The sequence below is a fragment of the Streptomyces sp. SPB162 genome (genome assembly GCF_029504575.1).
GTDB lineage: Bacteria > Actinomycetota > Actinomycetes > Streptomycetales > Streptomycetaceae > Actinacidiphila.
The window spans coordinates 4,028,309-4,046,930 of the sequence record NZ_JAQFII010000001.1; the positions used below are offsets into that span (position 1 = coordinate 4,028,309).

14 protein-coding genes and 3 pseudogenes are annotated in these 18,622 nt (G+C 71.6%); 7 read left to right on the forward strand and 10 right to left on the reverse strand.

Annotation, left to right across the window (positions count from 1 at the left end; translation table 11 throughout):
- Positions 1 to 27 precede the first annotated feature (27 nt).
- Positions 28 to 675 (reverse strand): NAD(P)H-dependent oxidoreductase, encoded by a 648-nt coding sequence (locus M2266_RS18350; RefSeq protein WP_277439161.1) that lies wholly within the window; start codon positions 673 to 675, stop codon positions 28 to 30.
- Between the two features lie 138 nt (positions 676 to 813).
- Here M2266_RS18350 and M2266_RS18355 point away from each other — a divergent pair, with 138 nt between their 5' ends.
- Positions 814 to 1,251 carry a helix-turn-helix domain-containing protein gene (locus M2266_RS18355; protein WP_277439162.1) on the forward strand — a complete coding sequence of 146 codons (438 nt, stop codon included), beginning with the start codon at positions 814 to 816 and terminating at the stop codon, positions 1,249 to 1,251.
- A 33-nt stretch (positions 1,252 to 1,284) separates the two neighbouring features.
- Here M2266_RS18355 and M2266_RS18360 read toward each other — a convergent pair whose 3' ends face one another.
- Positions 1,285 to 3,942, reverse strand: a complete 2,658-nt coding sequence (locus M2266_RS18360) for a SpoIIE family protein phosphatase (RefSeq protein WP_277439163.1) — start codon at positions 3,940 to 3,942, stop codon at positions 1,285 to 1,287.
- Positions 3,943 to 4,183: 241 nt separating this feature from the next.
- On the opposite strand from M2266_RS18360, the gene M2266_RS18365 reads away from it, so the two are divergent.
- From M2266_RS18365 to M2266_RS18375, 3 genes are all read left to right on the forward strand, one after another.
- On the forward strand, positions 4,184 to 5,635 hold the full coding sequence (locus M2266_RS18365) for a DUF2252 domain-containing protein (protein ID WP_277439164.1): 1,452 nt from the start codon (positions 4,184 to 4,186) through the stop codon (positions 5,633 to 5,635).
- A gap of 67 nt (positions 5,636 to 5,702) precedes the next feature.
- The gene (locus tag M2266_RS18370) at positions 5,703 to 6,497 is read left to right on the forward strand and encodes a hypothetical protein (protein WP_277439165.1); all 795 of its coding nucleotides are present in this window, start codon (positions 5,703 to 5,705) and stop codon (positions 6,495 to 6,497) included.
- 88 nt (positions 6,498 to 6,585) lie between these two features.
- Complete coding sequence (locus tag M2266_RS18375) at positions 6,586 to 6,918, forward strand: rhodanese-like domain-containing protein (protein ID WP_277439166.1); 333 nt, start codon at positions 6,586 to 6,588, stop codon at positions 6,916 to 6,918.
- Positions 6,919 to 6,953: 35 nt separating this feature from the next.
- On the opposite strand, the gene M2266_RS18380 is transcribed toward M2266_RS18375, so the two are convergent.
- The 6 genes and pseudogenes from M2266_RS18380 to paaA form a co-directional block, all read right to left on the reverse strand.
- Complete coding sequence (locus M2266_RS18380) at positions 6,954 to 8,111, reverse strand: acyl-CoA dehydrogenase family protein (RefSeq protein WP_277441253.1); 1,158 nt, start codon at positions 8,109 to 8,111, stop codon at positions 6,954 to 6,956.
- An 85-nt stretch (positions 8,112 to 8,196) separates the two neighbouring features.
- A pseudogene (locus M2266_RS18385) lies at positions 8,197 to 9,256 on the reverse strand (2Fe-2S iron-sulfur cluster-binding protein).
- A complete protein-coding gene (gene paaD, locus M2266_RS18390) occupies positions 9,257 to 9,829 on the reverse strand; it encodes a 1,2-phenylacetyl-CoA epoxidase subunit PaaD (RefSeq protein ID WP_277439167.1) in 573 nt (190 codons plus the stop codon).
- Positions 9,823 to 10,539 carry a 1,2-phenylacetyl-CoA epoxidase subunit PaaC gene (gene paaC / locus M2266_RS18395; protein WP_277439168.1) on the reverse strand — a complete coding sequence of 239 codons (717 nt, stop codon included), beginning with the start codon at positions 10,537 to 10,539 and terminating at the stop codon, positions 9,823 to 9,825. Before paaC ends, paaD begins: the two co-directional genes overlap by 7 nt.
- Positions 10,536 to 10,823, reverse strand: coding sequence for a 1,2-phenylacetyl-CoA epoxidase subunit PaaB (gene paaB, locus M2266_RS18400; RefSeq protein WP_277439169.1), 288 nt, complete (start codon positions 10,821 to 10,823; stop codon positions 10,536 to 10,538). Before paaB ends, paaC begins: the two co-directional genes overlap by 4 nt.
- Positions 10,823 to 11,797, reverse strand: a complete 975-nt coding sequence (paaA, locus tag M2266_RS18405) for a 1,2-phenylacetyl-CoA epoxidase subunit PaaA (RefSeq protein WP_277439170.1) — start codon at positions 11,795 to 11,797, stop codon at positions 10,823 to 10,825. Before paaA ends, paaB begins: the two co-directional genes overlap by 1 nt.
- A 190-nt stretch (positions 11,798 to 11,987) precedes the next feature.
- Here paaA and M2266_RS18410 point away from each other — a divergent pair, with 190 nt between their 5' ends.
- Together M2266_RS18410 and M2266_RS18415 are read left to right on the forward strand one after the other, a co-directional pair.
- The gene (locus tag M2266_RS18410; RefSeq protein ID WP_277439171.1) at positions 11,988 to 12,815 is read left to right on the forward strand and encodes a DUF5819 family protein; all 828 of its coding nucleotides are present in this window, start codon (positions 11,988 to 11,990) and stop codon (positions 12,813 to 12,815) included.
- Positions 12,816 to 12,829: 14 nt separating this feature from the next.
- A complete protein-coding gene (locus M2266_RS18415) occupies positions 12,830 to 14,158 on the forward strand; it encodes an HTTM domain-containing protein (protein WP_277441254.1) in 1,329 nt (442 codons plus the stop codon).
- 213 nt (positions 14,159 to 14,371) lie between these two features.
- Here the strand turns inward: M2266_RS18415 and M2266_RS18420 are convergent, their stop codons facing one another.
- The gene (locus M2266_RS18420; RefSeq protein WP_277439172.1) at positions 14,372 to 15,145 is read right to left on the reverse strand and encodes an RNA methyltransferase; all 774 of its coding nucleotides are present in this window, start codon (positions 15,143 to 15,145) and stop codon (positions 14,372 to 14,374) included.
- Positions 15,146 to 15,290: 145 nt separating this feature from the next.
- Positions 15,291 to 16,968, reverse strand: a pseudogene (gene paaN, locus M2266_RS18425) (phenylacetic acid degradation protein PaaN).
- Between the two features lie 121 nt (positions 16,969 to 17,089).
- On the opposite strand from paaN, the pseudogene M2266_RS18430 reads away from it, so the two are divergent.
- A pseudogene (locus M2266_RS18430) lies at positions 17,090 to 18,620 on the forward strand (3-hydroxyacyl-CoA dehydrogenase).
- Positions 18,621 to 18,622: the final 2 nt, after the last annotated feature.

The following is an 18,622-nucleotide window of genomic DNA, read 5'->3' on the forward strand; positions in this document are numbered from 1 at the left end:
CGTCGTAGTCGACCTGGAGGCGTAGCCTCAGGCCGCGACCCGGCCGGCCAGGGCCTTGGCCTTGGCGACCGCTTCCTCGTGGGCGCGGGCGCGGGACGCGTCGGCCAGGTCCCGCAGGTCCGCCATCTCCGGCTTGACGTGGGCGAGCGTCAGCTCGGGCACGATGAAGTCGACTTCGACACCGAGCATGCCGGTGAGGACCTTCTCCAGGTAGTTCGAGGCGAACTCGAAGCTCTCCCTCGGGGTCCCCGCTGCGTACGAGCCGCCGCGGGCGGTCACGACCGTGACCGGGGTGCCGGCCACCGAGGAACCCTCGCCGGCGGTGCGGCCGATGATGATGACCTGGTCCAGCCACGCCTTGAGGCTGGAGGGGATCGTGAAGTTGTACATCGGGGTGCCGATCAGCACCGCGTCGGCCTGCTCCAGCTCCCCGGCGAGCGTCTCGCGCAGCGCGTGGGCGGCCCGCTGCTCGGGGGTGTGGTCGGCCGCCGGGACGAAGGACGCGGTGATGGCGTCGGCGGTCAGATGGGGGATCGGATCGGCCGCCAGGTCGCGGTAGAGCACGGTGCCGTCCGGGTGCTGGGCCTCCCATTCCTTGCGGAAGGTCGCGCCGACCTCCCGTGAGACGGAGCCCTCGTGGAAGGCGGAGGAGTCGATGTGCAGCAGGGTGGGCATGGAAATGCCTCCACTTTCGGAAGACGGTGTGAGCGCCGCGCCGCGTGGAGAGACGTGGCGCTCTTTCGTGCGTAGCTATTGATAACACCGTAGCTTACTTTTCTGCAGTAGCAAGAGGGGCGGCAGTAGGCTGTACCCATGCAACGGGGAGAGCAGGCGCGGGCGGAGACAGGAGAGCGGGCGTGTACGGGCGTCGACGTCGCGCTCACACGCGTCTTCGAACTGCTGGGGAAACGGTGGACCGGGCTGATCGTGGCCGTCCTCACCCAGCGCGCGGCGTACTACTCCGATCTGCGGCGATCCCTCCCCAAGATCAGCGAGCGCATGCTCTCCGACCGGCTGAGCGAGCTGGTGGACGCCGGGCTGGTCGTCCGGGAGGTCGACGAGGGCCCGCCGCTGCGCGTGACCTACCGGCTCACCGAAGCCGGCCTGGGCCTCGGCCCGGCCCTCAACGAGCTGGGCCTGTGGGCCGAGACATACCTGTTGGGCGGCATCGACGAGGCAGGCTTGCTGGACGGGCCGTGCGCGGGCGAACACTCGAGCCCGTCCCCGGAGCAGCAACCCGGGATCTGCTGACCCTCCCGGCAGAGCCGGGCGAGGGCCGAGGGGTCAGCTGGAGTCCTGACCCGGTAGCGGGAGTTCGAACCAGACGACCTTGCCGACCGCCTTGCGGCTCGTCCCCCAGCGGCGTGACAGGTGCGAAACGAGGGCGAGGCCGCGCCCTTCCTCGTCGTCCGCGTCGGCCCGCCGCAACTGCGGCAGGTTGTGGTCGTCGTCGCTGACCTCGACCAGGAGCTTGCCGACGTTCATCAGGCGCAGCTGGACGTCACGCGACGCCGCCCGCAGGGCATTGGTGACCAGCTCGCTGACCAGCAGTTCCGTGACGTCCGACAGCCGTTCGAGACCCCAGATGCCGAGCTGCCGCCGGGTGAGCTCCCGCGCGGTGCGGACCTCCGCGACATCCATGCCCAGCTTCCACTGCGCGACGTCCTCGGAGGCGATGCCCTCGAACCGGGCGACGAGCAGGGCGACGTCGTCCCGCCGGTCCTCGGAGTGCAGCCGGCTGAGGATCTGCGCGCACACGTCCTCCGGGGTCTGCTGCGGCTCGATGACGTTGGCACACAGGGCGGCCAGCCCCGCGTCTATCCCCTGGCCGCGGACCTCGACCAGACCGTCGGTGCACAGCACCAGCCAGCTGCCGTCCGGCACCGGGATCTCGACGGTCTCGAACGGCACACCGCCGACGCCGATCGGCGCGCCCTTCGGGATCTGCAACAGCTCGCTGACCCCGTCATGACGGGCCAGGACGGGCGGGATGTGGCCGGCGTTGGCGAGCGTCAGATTGCGGTGGATCGGGTCGTAGACCGCGTAGACGCAGGTGGCGAGGTGCTCGGGGCCCAGCCGGTGCGCCAGGTTGTCGAGGTGTCGCAGCAGCTGCGCCGGCGGCAGGTCGAGGGCGGCCATGGTGATGACGGACGTACGGAACTGGCCCATGACGGCCGCGCTGATCAGTCCGTGCCCCATCACATCGCCGACGATGAGCGCGACCCGGCCGCCGGGGAGTTGGATCGCGTCGAACCAGTCGCCGCCGACCTGCGCCTGGCGGTCGCCCGGCATGTAGTGGTGCGCGATACGGACGCCGGGGATCCTGGGCGGACGCGTCGGCATCATGCTGCGCTGCAGCGTCGCGGCGGCGCGGGACTCGAAGCGGTGCAGCCGGGCGTTGTCGAGGTGGACGGCGCCGCGGGTGACGATCTCGCCCGCGGTCGCGGCGTCCTTGGCGTCGAACGGGCGCCGGTTCGGTTGGCGCAGGAAGCACATCCGGCCGAGGACCGTACCGCGCGCGGTGAGCGGGACCACGACCAGGGAACGGCCGGGCAGCAAGGGGCCGAGGGCCGGAACGCCCAGGTCGTGGGCGAGGTCGTGGGCGAGCGCCGGCTCGATGACGGGGACGAGCATCGGCTCGTTGAGGCGGGGGGTGACGTCGTCGGCGGAGAGGGTGATCAACTCGCCCTCCGGGACGGCGCTGTCCCACGCGCCCGGGGGCCCGTGCAGCGCGACCGCGACCCGGCGGAGCAGGACGGTGTCGGCCGGGCGGTCGTCCTTCGGCGGCTCGTTCTCGGAGAACAGCTGGTCGACGATGAGGATCGCTGCGAAGTCCGCGAAACGCGGGACGGTCACGGCGCACAACTCGCGTGCGGTGGTGTCGAGATCGAGGGTGCTGCCGACCTTGGTGCCGGTCTCGCGGAGTAACGCGAGCTGCTCGTCGAGCACATGGCCGGGGGCGGGGGCGGCGAAGACCGGTACGGAGGGGACGGCGGTCAGGCCGTCGGCTCCGATGCGTACCCCGCCCGCCCTGCCCGCGGCGGCGTTGACGGCTGCCCTCGCGTCGACGGACGCTTCGGAGCCCGAACGCGGACCCGGGAGCAGCTCACGGCGGTTGGTCCGAGTCGGCCGCAGGGTTCCGCCGTCGGCCTCGTACTCCCTGGGCAGGACCGGGAGTTCCGTACTGCCGTCCACGCGCAGCACGGGGTAGCCGAGCGGTACGACCTGCCGCATGATCCGTTCGAGGCGGCCCGTGCTCACCCGGGGCAGGACGATGCCCAGGCGGGTGGTCAGCTGTCGGGCGTGCGCCAGGTCGGGCACGGGCGCGAGCTGGGCGGAGACCGCGATGCCCTCGCGGGGCTCGCGCGCCGGTTGCTCCGCGGCGTACGGCAGCAGGCGGTCGCCGACGGCGATGCGCAGCGCACCGGTACGCAACGGCTTGGCGTTGGCGGCGATGGCCAGCAGGCTGCGGCCGGCGGGCTCCATGATCCGGTACGTCCACCAGAGCACGTCGCGAACGGTGCCGTCCCGGTCGGTGGTGTCGATCGAGCCGGCCCAGGCGGGGTGTGTGAGGTCGTCCAGCAGGTCGAGGGTGTCCTGGTGCGGAGCGCCGGAGGCGGTCAGCAACCCGGAGGCACGATGACCGAAAACGCCCTCCCAGCGGTGGCCGAAGAGCTCCTCGGCGCCGCGGTTCCAGTAGGAGACGCGGCCGTCGGGGTCCACGCAGATGACAGCGAGCCGCAGGAGCGCTGCCACGCCGCTGACCGCCAGAGGCGCTGCCGCAGAGCCGGTGCCGTCCACGTCGCTGGTGTCGGCCTTGGTTTCGGCACCGGACCTGGTGTCGTCGCCGGTCTCGGTGCTCGTACCGGTCTTCGTGCCGGTGCCGGTGCTGGTGCCGGTTACGGTACGGCTGCCGTTTCCGGAGGAAAAGTCGGCGGACACGTCCCTCTCCGTCTGAGCTTCCGCGCCGGTGACCGGAGCCTTGAACGGGCCTCTGGCCGAATCGGCGGACTGGGAAAGCCGGGTCATCTCGTTCAACGTCGTGCACCTGCGGTGCGGCGCTGAGTAGGGTCTCGGCTCAAGGCAAGCACGAAACTTCGGGCGAGGTCGACCAAATGGCCAGATTGCCCCCAGCGCGGGGTAAGTGGCCCCGGTGGGCCGGCCCGCTGAGGGGGGAGAGCACATGAGCGAGTTGAGGGTGCCGCGGACCACGGGTTTCGCGCGCTGGCCGCACGAGGCCACGGCGAAGACGGCGGGCAAGGCGCTGCGGGGCCGGGTGCCCCGATCGGCACACGACCAGCTGCCGGACGACAAGGACCGGCCCGGCCCGCTGGGGGCGCTGGAGGCGTCGAACTCCGGCCGGATCGAAGCACTGATACCCCTGCGCGTGGGACGGATGGCGGCGAGCCCGTTCTCCTTCCTGCGCGGCTCCGCCGGGCTGATGGCGGCCGATCTCGTCGACACACCGGTGACCGGCGTCGGCGCCCAGATCTGCGGTGACGCGCACGCGGCGAACTTCGGCCTCTACGGAGACGCGCGCGGCGGACTGGTCATGGACATCAACGACTTCGACGAGACGCTGATCGGCCCGTGGGAATGGGACGTGAAGCGGCTCGCGGCCTCCCTGGTGCTCGCCGGGCGGGAGGCGGGCGCGTCCGAGGACGTCTGCCGGTCGGCGGCCCATGACGCGGTCGGCGCGTACCGGCGCACCATGCGGCTGCTCGCCAAGCTGCCGGTGCTGGACGCGTGGAACGCCATCGCACACGAGGAGCTGGTCGCGCACGCGGACGCGCGCGATCTGCTGGGCACGCTGGACCAGGTGTCGGCCAAGGCACGGAAGAACACCAGCGGGAAGTTCGTCGCGCGGTCGACGGAGCCGTTGAAGGACGGCGGACGGCGCTTCGTCGACGCGCTGCCCGTGCTGCGGCGGGTGCCGGACGCGGAGGCGGCGGCGGTCGCCGGAGCGCTGGACGGTTATCTGCGGACGGTGTCGGAGGACCTGCTGCCGCTGCTGGCGCGCTACGCGGTGCACGACGTGGCGTTCCGGGTGGTGGGGACGGGGAGCGTGGGAACCAGGTCCTACGTGGTGCTGCTGCTCGACCACCTGGGGGAGCCGCTGGTGCTGCAGGTGAAGGAGGCGCGGGCGTCCGCGCTGCGGCCGTACGTGGAGAAGGCCGGGTTCGCCGGTGCGGACGCGGTAGCCGCGTCGGCGTCGGCGTCCTCGGCTTCGTCCTCGTCCTCGTCCGATACGCACGACGCGCACGAGGGTCGACGGGTGGTGCTCGGACAGAAGCGGATGCAGGTGGTCAGCGACATCCTGCTGGGCTGGACGACCGTAAACGACCTGCCCTACCAGGTGCGCCAGTTCCGCAACCGGAAGGGGAGCGTGGATCCGGCGTCATTGGAGGCGGGGCTGATCGACGACTACGCGCGGATGACGGGGGCGCTGCTGGCGCGGGCGCACTCGCACAGCGCGGATCCGCGGCTGATCGCCGGGTACTGCGGCAAGAACGAGGAGCTCGACACGGCGATCACCTCCTTCGCGGTGGCGTACGCGGACCGCACGGAGGCCGATCACGCGGAGCTGCTCGGGGCGATCAGGACGGGGAAGATCGAGGCGGAACTCGGCATTTAGGACCGTCGGCGTGGCCTCGGTACCGGGCCGCGGGACGGGGGGCCGCCGGAATCCGTACGCTGTGCGGGTGACGAACCCGGAAGCGGAACAGGTGGATCAAGCGGCCTCCCAGCGGTTGGCGAAGGCGGTGCGCGCCGCTGAGCAGGCGCTCATCGAGTTCGAGATCGCGGTGGAGACCTTCCGGGTCGAGGTGGACAACTTCTCCCGGCTGCATCACCAGCGGCTCGGCCCGATGTATGCCCGGCTGGACGAGCTGGACGCCCTGATCGCGGAGGCGGTTGCGGCGAACAGCGGCGACCGCGCCGACATCGAGCGGGCCTGGGAGGCGCGCGCCCTCGTCATGCCCATGCCGGGCATAGAGGAGCTCTTCGAGGGGATGCTCGGCTCGGACGGGGTCCGGCCGGTCGAGGACCCGAACCCTCCGCGCCGGGTACGGCCCGGCAAGGAGGCGCAGCGGCTCTACCGCGAGCTGGCCCGCAAGGCGCACCCGGACCTGGCGCAGGACGAGGCGGAGAAGGAGCGTCGCAGCGTCTTCATCGCACGGGTCAACGAGGCCTACGCCGACGCCGACGAGGACCGGCTGCGCGAGCTGGGGGCGGAGTGGGAGGCCGGGCCGGTGCTCGAGGAGGAGCTTCCCACCGAGGCCGAGGTGCTCTACGCCCGGCTGGAGTGGCTGGCCGAACGCAAGGAGGCGCTGTCCGTGATCGCCACGGATCTGGACGGCAGCGCCATCGGGCAGATGATGAAGCTGTCCCCCGACGATCCGGACGGGCTGCTCAACGAGATCGCCGAGCAGCTGCTGGAACAGGTGGGGGCGCGCGAGGCGCGGCTCGCGGAGCTGGTCCGGCCCGCCGAGGGCTGAGGTAGTTTTCTCAGGTCCGTCGTGTCGCGAACCGAGCCCGAGCCGGGCTGAGCGGCGCCGAGCCCGTTGTGCCGAGGAGGCCCTTCCCATGTTCAACTCCCAGCTGCCCGCGGTCGACGCCGCCGGCGTTCCCGCCGACGGCATCCTGCTGGACGTCCGGGAGAACGACGAATGGGCGGCCGGTCACGCGCAGCAGGCGCTGCACATCCCCATGGGGGAGGTCGTGAGCCGGATCGCGGAGGTGCCGGACGGCGGCACAGTGCATGTGATCTGCCGGGTCGGGGGACGATCCGCGCAGGTCGCGCAGTACCTGATCGCCCAGGGCGTCGACGCGGTGAACGTGGACGGCGGCATGCTCGGCTGGGAAGCGGCCGGACGGCCGGTCGTGACGGACGGCGACGGCCCGGCCTTCGTGCTGTAGTCACGGGGCGCTGCTGTCGGGCGTGACGACGCGGCCTAGCCGAGCGGGTGGGCGGCGATCAGGTCGCCCAGGACCTCCTCGTGGGCGGCGGCGGGACCGAGCGACAGCTCCAGTTGCTTGGCCCAGGCGTGGTAGCGGTGCAGGGCGTAGTCGGTGTCCGCGCCGAAGCCGCCGTGCAGGTGCTGCGCGGTCTGGACGACCCGCCGTACGCCGTCCGACGCCCAGATCTTCGCGACCGCGACGTCTCCGGTGAGGGGCAGTGCGCCCGGGGTGCCGGTGCTCAGCCGCCAGGCGGCCTGCCAGAGGGTGGCCTCCATCGCCCGCAGGTCGATGTAGCGGTCGGCGGACTGCACCGCGACCGCCTGGAAGGTCGCGATGGGGTGCCCGAACTGCTCCCGCTTGCTCGCGTAGGCGCTGGTCATGCCGAGGACCGCTTCGCCGAGGCCGAGCGCGAGCGCGCAGGTGCCGGTGGCGAGCACATTGCGCAGCCACTCCCAGGCGCCGTCCGCGGTGATGACGTCGTCGGCCGGGATTTGTACGCCGTCGAACGTGATCTCGGCGAACCGCTCACCGCTGGTGGAGATCTGCTCGGCGAGCGTGACCCCCTCGTGCTGCCGGGGGACCACCGCGATGACCGGCCGGCCCTCGGTCGTGTGGGCCGGCACCAGGACGTGGTCGGCCTGCTGTGCCCACGGGACGGCCGTCTGCACCCCGTCGAGCAGCCAGGGGCCGGTGTCCGCTGCCGCGCTCCCCTGTCCCCCCTGACATGCCTGGACGGCGAGCTCGGCCCCGTCGTGGCCGGTGCGGCCGTTGGCGGCGACGGTGAGGACGAGCCCGCCGCTGCCCGCCGCCGGGAGCAGTCGGGCGCGGAGCGCTTCGGACCCATGGGTCTGTACGGCCAGTCCGGCGGCGTACGTCTCCAGCAGCGGCACCCGGGCGAGCACCTTGCCGGCCTCACGCAGCACGAGGCACAGCGCTGTCGGGTCGAGGCCGGCGCCGCCGTAGTTCCCGGCCAGGGCGAGGCTGAGCAGATCGCTCTCCGCGAGCTTGCGCCACAGGGCGCGGTCGAAGTCCTCGGCGACGGCCCCGTGGGTCAGTGCGGGGCTGGCGACCGAATCCGGCGCGACTCCGGAGAACACGGCCCGCGCCGCCTCGACCGCCGCCAGTTGCTCCTCGGTGAAGCTGAAGTCCACTGCTACCCCTCCCACCGCCACGGTCTCCTGACAGTGCGTCAGGGTAGAACACGTTCTAGTGAGAGGGAATAGCGGGGGAGCGCCGTTACGCGTCGAAGTCCAGCTCCACCCGATCGGTGAGCGGGTGCGACTGGCAGGCCAGTACATACCCGGCGTCCGTCTCGTCCGGCTCCAGCGCGAAGTTCCTGTCCATCCGCACCTCGCCCGACACCAGCCGGGCCCGGCAGGTCCCGCACACCCCGCCCTTGCAGGCGTACGGCGCGTCCGACCGGTTGCGCAGCACCGTCTCCAGGACGGATTCACCGCCCTCGGACGGCCAGCTCCCCCCGCGTCCGTCGAGCGTCGCGGCGACCATGCTGCCGACCGGGGCCGGGGTTCGGGCGGGGGCCGGTCACCGGGCCGTCCTCCTCCACGTGGAAGATCTCCTGGTGGATCCGGGAACGGTCCACCCCCAGTCCGCGCAGCGCCTGCTCGGCCCCCCGCACCAGCCCGAAGGGACCGCACAGGTACCAGCCGTCCACCGCGGCCACCGGCAGCAGCGCGGGCAGCAGGGCGGTCAGCCGCTCCTGGTCCAGCCGGCCGGACGGCAGCCCGGCCTGCTGGTCCTCACGGGACAGCACGTTCACCAGTTGGAGCCGGTCGGGGTAGCGGTCCTTGAGGTCGGCGATCTCCTCCAGGAACATCGTCGACGCGGCGCTCCGGTCGCTGCGCACCAGGCAGAAACGGGCCGCGGGCTCCCGCCCGAGGACGGTGGCGATGTGGGAGAGCACCGGGGTGATGCCGCTGCCGCCGACCACGGCCGCGAAGTAGCCCGGGCGCGGGTCGAGGACGAAGCGGCCCGTCGGCGGCATGACGTCCACCAGGTCGCCCACCGCCAGCTCCTTGTGGGCGAACACCGAGAACTCGCCGCCCTCGACCAGCCGCACGCCGACCCGCAGGCTCTCCGGGCCCTCGGGGCCGGGAGCCGGGTCGCAGACCGAGTACGTCCGGCGGATCTCGGAGCCGTCCACGAACCGGCGCACCGCGAGGTGCTGGCCCGCCGCGAAGCGGTACGTCTCACGCAGGGGGGCGGGCACGTCGAACGTCACGGTCACCGAATCGTCCGTGAGCCGCTCGATCCCGGTGACCCGGAGCGGATGGAACATTCACAACTCCTTGAAGTGGTCGAACGGTTCGCGGCAGCTCTCGCAACGGCGCAGGGACTTGCACGCGGTGGAGGAGAACCGGCTCAGCACGGTGGTGTCCACCGAGCCGCAGTGCGGGCAGCGCACCGACAGGGCGACCGGGACCGGGCCACCGCCGCCGAGCGGGCGCGGGGGCGCTATGCCGTGCTCGGCGAGCTTGCGGCGCCCCTCGGCGCTGATCGCGTCGGTCGACCAGGCCGGCGCCAGCACCGTATGGACGGACACCTCGGTCATCCCGCGGTCGCGCAGGACCTGGGTGATGTCGGTGACCATCGTGTCGATGGCCGGACAGCCGGTGTAGGTCGGCGTCAGCCGCACCTCGACCCGGCCGGGGCCGAGCAGCCGCACACCGCGCAGCACACCCAGCTCGGCGAGCGAGAGCACCGGCAGCTCGGGGTCGGGAACCGAGCCCGCGAGCCGCAGCAGCTCCTCCTCCAGCACGCCCTCCGGCGTGACCGCGGACGCCTCGTCCGCCGTCTCCTCGGTCCCGGCGCCGGCCCCAGCGGCGCCGGCCACCACGCCGCGGGTCACCATGTCGCACCCGGGTGGGCACGGTGCAGGTGCTGCATTTCGGCGAGCATCCGGCCGAACGCCTCGGTGTGTATGCCCTGCCGGCCGGCGCCCGCCGACCAGGCCGTCACGTCGGGGCCCTCCGGCATCGTCAGCGTGGCCTGACGGACGACGGCCGAGACCCGCTCCAGCCAGGGCTCGCGCAGCGCGCCGAGGTCGGTGTCCAGGCCCTCCACGGGCTGGAACAGTTCGCCGGTGTACCGCCACAGGGCGTCCAGACCCTGCTGCATCCGCGCGTGGCTCTCGGCGGTGCCGTCGCCGAGCCGCAGCGTCCACTGCCGGGCGTGGTCGTGGTGGTAGGCGACTTCCTTCACCGCCTTCGCGGCCAGCGGCGCCAGCTCGCTGTCGCCCCGGGCCAGCTCCGTGTAGAGCAGTTCCTGGTACGTCGAGAAGTACAGCTGGCGGGCGATGGTGTGGGCGAAGTCGCCGTTCGGCTGCTCGACCAGCTGGACGTTGCGGAAGTCGCGTTCCTCCCGGCCGAAGGCCAGCTCGTCCTCGTCGCCGACGAGGGAGAGCAGCACCCGGGCCTGGCCCAGCAGGTCCAGCGCGATGTTGGCGAGCGCGACGTCCTCTTCGAGGACCGGCGCGTGCCCGGCCCACTCCCCCAGCCGCTGGGCGAGCACCAGGGCGTCGTCACCGAGGGGCAGCGCCGTGCCGACGAGTACCGGGTTCACAGGTGCCGCACCCCTTCCGGGATCTTGTAGAACGTCGGGTGCCGGTAGGGCTTGTCCCCGGCCGGCTCGAAGAACGAGTCCTTCTCGTCCGGCGACGAGGCGGTGATCTGCGTGGACGGCACCACCCAGATCGACACGCCTTCCGCCCGCCGGGTGTAGAGGTCGCGTGCGTTGCGCAGCGCCATCTCCGCGTCGGGCGCGTGGAGGCTGCCCGCGTGGCTGTGGCTGAGTCCGCGCCGGCTGCGGACGAAGACCTCCCACAGCGGCCAGTCAGTGGCGGTCATCAGCGCACCTCTCCGTGCTCGGTTCCCTGCTTGGCCGCGTATGCCGTGGCCGCTTCCCTGACCCAGGCGCCCTGCTCGTGGGCGGTGCGGCGCTGGGTTATGCGCTGTTCGTTGCACGGCCCGTTGCCGCGCAGCACCTCGTGGAACTCGGTCCAGTCGATCTCCCCGAAGTCATGGGCGCCCCGCTCCTCGTTCCACCGCAGCGCGGGGTCTGGGAGGGTGAGCCCGAGGACCTCGGCCTGCGGGACGCATATGTCGACGAAGCGCTGCCGCAGCTCGTCGTTGGAATGCCGCTTGATCTTCCAGGCCATGGACTGCTCGGAGTGCCCCGATTCGGTGTCCGGCGGGCCGAACATCATCAGCGACGGCCACCACCAGCGGTTCACCGCGTCCTGCGCCATGGCGTGCTGCGCTTCGGTGCCCTGGCTGAGCGCCAGCAGCAGCTCGTACCCCTGCCGCTGGTGGAAGGACTCCTCCTTGCAGATCCGCACCATGGCCCGGGCGTAGGGCCCGTACGAGCAGCGGCACAGCGGCACCTGGTTGGTGATCGCGGCGCCGTCCACCAGCCAGCCGACCGCTCCGACATCGGCCCAGGTCAAGGTGGGGTAATTGAAGATCGACGAGTATCGCTGGCGGCCGGCGTGCAGCTTGTCGAGCAGCTCGTCACGGCTGACGCCGAGGGTTTCCGCGGCGCTGTACAGGTACAGCCCGTGTCCGGCCTCGTCCTGCACCTTGGCCATCAGGATCGCCTTGCGGCGCAGCGAGGGGGCTCGGCTTATCCAGTTGGCCTCGGGCTGCATACCGATGATCTCGGAATGCGCGTGCTGGGCCATTTGGCGGATAAGCGTCGCGCGGTACGCGTCGGGCATCCAGTCGCGCGGCTCGATCCGGGAGTCTTCGGCGAGTGCCGACTCGAAAGCGGCGAGGAGACCGGCGTGCGGTGCCGCCTCCTCGACCGTGGCTGCCGTGGTCATGTGTGCCCCCTACGTTGTCCCGCTCCGGCTCAACCGACCGACCGATCGTTCGGTTCAATGGTCGGCTGAGCGCCCTGGGGTGTCAAGGCCACTCTCGGCGGCTGTGGATAACCCAGTACGGTCACCGATGTCGCGAGGGCATGAGTAGCGTTCCGTGCGGAAGCGGAGCGCCGTGAGGAACGGGGAGACCATGGAGCCACCTGAAAGGCCGGAACCGGAAACGGGACCGGACGCGGGTCCGGGCGACGCCGCCCGTCCACCGGTGGGGGCCCCGGGCGGCGCGGGAGCCGGACACGGTCCCCCGTCCTGGGCGGCCGCCGAGGACGGGACGGAGACAGGCGCGGACGCGGACGAGGTGTCCGGAGAGCCGGAGTCCGCCGAGACGTGGCAGCTGCCGTCCCTGTCCACCGGATCCTGGGTCGTGGTCTCACTCGCCGTCGCGGCGGTCGCGGTCGGCGTCGTCTTCCACCTCGCGATGGTGTTCCTGCACGTCGCGCCGTCGAACACGGCCAGCAAGGAGTACCGGTCGACGGTCGACACCTACGTCTACCCCGAGTTCGAGCAGAACTGGAAGCTCTTCGCGCCCGACCCGCTCCAGCAGAACATCCACGTGCAGGCCCGCGCCCAGGTACGCGGCCCGGACGGACGGCTGGAGACGACCGAATGGGTCGACCTCACCGCGATCGACCTGACCGGCATCCAGCACACCGTCGCCCCCAGCCACACACGGCAGAACGAGCTGCGCCGCGCCTGGAGCTTCTACACCTCCGCGCACGGCGACAACAACACACCCAGCGGAGTGCGCGGCCACCTCAGCCAGGAGTACGTGCAGCGGATCGTGGAGAGCCGCTTCGGCCCGAAGCTGAACGGCGGCGACGTTGTCCGCGTGCAGGCGCGCTCCGCGACCACATCGGTCGCCCCGCCCGCGTGGAGCGACGCGAAGCCCAGCACCGGGACGCAGTACCAGGAGACGCTCTGGTGGCCGGTGGCCACCCCCGGACAGGAGAACGCCTCGTGAGCGCTCGCAAGGATCTGCCGCCGTCCCCCTTCGCGGGGCTCGGAAGCGCGCTCGACAGCGGGCTGACCCGTGGTCTGGCCCGGGTCACCACCAGCGCGGTAGGGCCGTACCAGAGCGCCGTCGTCCGGATCGGCTTCTCCCTGACCTGGCTGCTCTTCCTGCTGCGCGAATGGCCGCACCGGGCCGAGCTGTACGGTCCCGACGGCGTGTGGACGTGGGGCATGGCCCAGCGGCTGATGGCCGACACCGAGACGGGCACCCCGTTCAGCGTGCTGATGTGGACCGACAGCCAGCTCTGGTTCGAGTTCGTCTACGCGGTCTCGATCATCGCGAGCCTGCTGCTGCTCCTCGGCTGGCGGACCCGCACGTCCTCGCTGCTGTTCATGGTCGGTGTGCTGTCGCTGCAGAACCGCAGCATCTTCATGGGCGACGGCGGCGACAACGTCATCCACCTGATGGCGATCTACCTGGTGCTGACCCGTTGCGGCCAGGTCTGGTCCTTCGACAAGCGGCGCGCCGATCGGATCGCGACCCCGGGCCGGCCCGCGACCGGGGACCGGGACCTGCCCGGCGTGGTCCTGTGGTCGGTGGCCGGCGCCGTGCTCGTCCTCGTCACGCTGCTGGGGAAGCTCGACCTGCTCTGGGGGTCGATCTTCTGGGGTTTCTGGCTGGCGCAGGCGGCCTGGTGGGCGGCGCGGCGCCACGCTCCCGGCGAGCCCCGCAAGGTGCTGGACATCCTCGCCAACCTCGTCCACAACGGCGGCATGCTCGTGATCGTCGTCGAGGTCTGCCTGATCTACGCGACGGCCGGCTGGTACAAGATCCAGGGATCCCGCTGGCAGGACGGCACCGCGCTGTACTACCCGCTGCACCTGGACGACTTCACCCCTTGGCCCGCACTCTCGCACGCCCTCGCCGGTGCCGGCCTCATCGTCATGGCGATCACCTACGGCACGGTGATCGTGCAGGTCGCCTTCCCCTTCACGCTCTTCAACCGCCGGGTGAAGAACGTGCTGCTCATCGCGATGATCATCGAGCACGCGTCGATCGCGATCGTGCTCGGCCTGCCGTTCTTCTCCCTCGCGATGATCGCCGCCGACGCCGTCTTCCTGCCGACGAACTTCCTGCGCTGGGCGGGCAGCCGGATCGCCGGCCTCGTGCCGGGCGGTGCGGGCGGCCAGGCCGGTCCCCGTTCCGGCGACCCGCGTGACCAGGACCGGGATCAGGACGAGAGCCAGAACACGGACCGGGTACGGGAGCTGGGTACGACGATCGGGCGGCCCGCCACCGAGCCGCAACTGGCCCAGGGCGAACCCGGAGCGGGAGACGGCTCGCGCGTCTGAAGCAGTCCGTGTCCAGGCCGTGTCTGACACATCCCGCCTGGCCCGGGACGCCTGGCACGCGCGCTCTCCCCCAGCTACCGCTGGGAGGGGCCCCAGTTGTCGGGCCCGCCCCGGTACGTCCAGTACAGGGGCGACCCTCCGCCGTGCGATCGCACGCACCAGACGCCCCGGGCCCCGCCCTCCGGGCGGACGCCGGTATGTGTCAGACACGGCCTAGAGGAGTCCGGTGCCGGGCGCGGGCAGCCAGTGGTAGAGCGCCATCGCCACCGTGGTGGCCAGGTTGAAGCTGGAGACGTGCGGGCGCATGGGCACTGCGATCAGTTCGGTCGCCCGCCCGCGCAGCTCCGGCGAGATGCCGTGCCGCTCCGAGCCGAACGCGAGCAGCGCGTCGTCCGGGATCACCGTGGACCGGATGTCCTCCCCCTCCGGATCCAGGACGTAGAGCGGCCCGGGCGGCAGGTCGGCGAGGTCCAGCCGCTCGACCGCGGTGGCGAAGTGCAGACCCGCGCTCGCGCGCACCACGTTCGGGTGCCAGGGGTCGATGTCTCCGGTGGTGACCACACCGGTCGCACCGAATCCGGCGGCGAGCCTGATCACCGCCCCGATGTTGCCGAGGTTCCGGGGGTTGTCCAGGATGACGACGGGTGAGCGCCGGGGCGCGGCGTTCAGGGCGTCGAGGTGGGAGCCGGCGCTGGGCCTGACGGCGAGCGCGGCCACACCCGTCGGGTGGATGCGCGGCAGCAGCTCCCGCAGCACCTGCCCGGGAACCTCGACGAGGAGCCCGCGGAGCCGCTCGGTCAGATCGTCCGCGAGCTCCTCGGCGAGCGCCAGGGCGGCGCTGCGGTCACTGGTCAGCGCCAGCCGCACGTCGGCGCCGAAGCGCAGCGCGTGCTTGAGGGCATGGAAGCCGTCGAGCAGAACGGCGCCGGGAGCCGCCTCGCGCCACTGCAGTGCCGCTCGCCCGGCCTCGTCTTCCGCTTCCGTCATGGCCTCAGCGTACGGCGCCGGAAGGGCCGCCCCACCAGGGCGCTGAGCCGGCCTGGACCATGCTGAGCGGGCGGGGTAGCCCCGTCCGGAGTGACAGGGCAACTCGGGACGGGGCTGGACTGGGGCCGACGCGGACAGACCCGCGCTACACGGGCCTGCGCACCTCGATGACGCGGAAGCGGCCGGCCACGAACGCCCCGTCGCACAGCGCGGCGTTGGCCGCCGGGTTGCCACCGGAACCATGGAAGTCGGAGAAGGCCGACGTCTGGTTGACGTACACCCCGCCGGTCAGGTTCAAGGAGAGCTGGGCGCACTCCTCCCAGCACGCCTCCTCCAGCAGCCGCTCCACCTCGGCAGAGGTGGTGTAACCGCCGACCGTCATGGCGCCCTTCTCCCGGACCGTACGGCGCAGCAGCTCGACCGCGTCGGCCGTGGAGTCGACGGCGACGGCGAACGACACCGGTCCGAAGCACTCCGTCAGATACGCGGCCTGGGCGTCGGGCTTGGCCCCGTCCAGCTTCACCAGCACCGGGGTGCGGACCGTCGCTTCCGGGAAGTCCGGGTGCGTGACGGCCCGGGAGGCGAGGGCCACCTCGCCGATCGAGGGCGCCGCCTCCAGCCGTGCCTTCACATCGGGGTTGACCAGCGCGCCCAGCAGCGCGTTGGCCCGGTTGTCGTCACCGAGCAGCCCTTCGACCGATGCGGCCAGTTCGGCCACCACCTGGTCGTACGACCGGTGGCCCGCGTCGGTGGTGATGCCGTCACGGGGGATGAGCAGGTTCTGCGGGGTGGTGCACATCTGGCCGCTGTACAGGGAGAGCGAGAAGGCCAGGTTGCCGAGCATCCCCTTGTAGTCGTCCGTCGAGTCGATGACGACGGTGTTGACGCCGGCCTTCTCGGTGTAGACCTGCGCCTGGCGGGCGTTGGTCTCCAGCCAGTCGCCGAAGGCGGTGGAGCCGGTGTAGTCGATGATGCGGATCTCGGGTCGGACGGCCAGCGTCTTGGCCAGCCCCTCGCCGGGCCGCTCGGCGGCCAACGCGACCAGGTTGGGGTCGAAGCCCGCCTCGGCCAGCACCTCGCGGGCGACCGCGACGGTCAGCGCGAGCGGCAGTACGGCACGGGGGTGCGGCTTGACCAGCACGGGGTTGCCGGTCGCCAGGGAGGCGAAGATGCCCGGGTAGCCGTTCCACGTCGGGAAGGTGTTGCAGCCGATCACCAGGGCGACACCGCGGGGGACGGTCGTGAAGGTCTTCCTCAGCCGCAGCGGGTCCCGCTTGCCCTGCGGTTTGACCCACTCGGCCGAATCCGGGGTGCGGACCTGCTCGGCGTACGCGTACGTCACGGCCTCCAGGGCCGCGGTCCTGCGCATGGGGTCCGCCGGCCTGGAACGCCATCGTGAAGGCCTGGCCCGAGGTGTGCATCACCGCGTGGGCGAACTCGTTGGTCCTGGCGTTGATCCGCGCCAGGATCTCCAGGCACACCATCGCCCGCAGCTCCGGACCGGCGTCCCGCCACGCGGGGACGCCCGCCCGCATCGCCGGCAACAGCACCTCGATGTCCGGGTGCGGGTACTCGACCCCGAGCTCGATCCCGTAGGGCGAGGTCTCGCGTCCGGACCAGTCGTCGGTGCCGGGCTGGTCGAGCGCGAAGCGCTGCCCGAGCAGCGCCTCGAACGCGTTTTTGCCCTCGGCCCCGTCTCCGTAGGCCTTCGGGTGTTCGGGGTAGGGCGACCAGAACTCGCGGGTCCTGATTGCCTCGAGTGCCTTGTCGAGAGTGCCGCGATGCCGTTCGATCAACGGGACAGCGGTGAGATCGGCGGCCATGGGGACCAACTCCTCGTCGAGCTGGGCTGGGTAGGGGAACACCGCTAGATTAACCGAATGTTCGGTCGGTTCAAGAGGGCGGCCGGAGCTGTGGACAACTTGGCGAGGAGCCGTCGGCATCATGATCGCGCTTGATCGAACCCGCACCGTCGCCGTCATCGGCGCCGGCACGATGGGCCAGGGAATCGCCCAGGTCGCACTGGTCGCCGGCCATCGCGTGCGGCTCTACGACGCCGCTCCCGGCAGCGCCGAGCGCGGTGCGGCCGCCGTTGCCACCCGTCTCGCCCGGCTGGCCGAAAAGGGCCGGATGGACGCGGCCGAACGGGATGCCGCGCTGGCCCGGCTCGCTCCCGCCGCGACCCTCGGCGAACTCGCGGACGCCGCGCTCGTCATCGAGGCGATCATCGAAGACCTGTCCGCCAAGCAGCGGCTCTTCGCCGAGTTGGAGGACATCGTCGAGGCGACGTGCCTGCTCGCCACCAATACCTCCTCGCTCTCGGTGACCGCCGTCGCCGGTGCCCTGCGCCTCCCCCGGCCGCTTCGTCGGCCTGCACTTCTTCAACCCGGCGCCGCTCCTCCCCCTCGTGGAGGTCGTCTCCGCCGCCACCACCGACGAGGACACCGCGGCCACCGCGTACGCGACCGCCGCCGCCTGGGGCAAGACCCCGGTGCGCTGCACCGACACCCCGGGCTTCATCGTGAACCGGATCGCCCGCCCGTACTACGCCGAGGCCTTCCGCCTCCACGAGGAGGGCGTGGCCGACCCCGCCACCATCGACGCGGTCCTGCGCGAGTGCGGCGGGTTCGCGATGGGCCCGTTCGAGCTGACCGACCTGATCGGCCAGGACGTGAACGAGGCGGTCACCCGCTCCGTCTGGGAGTCGTTCTTCCACGACCCCAAGTTCACGCCGTCGCTCGCCCAGCGCCGCCTCGTCGAATCCGGACTGCTCGGCCGGAAGTCGGGGCGCGGCTGGTTCCGGTACGGGGATGAGGAGGACCGCCCGCTCCCGGCGACGGCGCCGCCCGCGCCCGCGCCGGAGCGGGTGACGGTCTACGGGGAGCTGGGGCCGGCGGCGGAACTCGTCACCCTCATGGTGGAGGCGGGCATCCACGTCGAGGAGAAAGATCTGCGTTTCGGCGGCGATTCCGGGGCGATCCTGATCGGTGAGAACGCCTGCCTGTTGCACGCGGACGACTCCTACGTCACCAGTCAACCCGACGACATCGGCATCATCCACTTCGACCTCGCGCTGGACTACCGGGCCGCCACCCGAATTGCCCTGGCGCCCGAAGACAGCGCGCGGCCCGAAGCCGTTCAGGCGGCTGTCGGCCTGTTCCAGGCGCTGGGCAAACAGGTCAGCGTGATCGCGGACGTTCCCGGCATGATCGTCGCCCGCACGGTGGCGATGCTGGTGGACCTCGCCGCCGACGCGGTGGGCAAGGGTGTCGCCTCGCCCGCCGACATCGACACCGCGATGCGGCTCGGTGTGAACTATCCGCTCGGTCCGCTGGAGTGGGGAGACCGCCTCGGGGTGGACTGGGTGTGCGGGGTCCTGGCCGAGCTGCACGGAGCAAGCCCCGGCGGCCGCTACGCTCCGTCATCGCTCCTACGCCGCCGTCTGGGCACTCCAGAGAAGCTGCTTAGATCGTGACC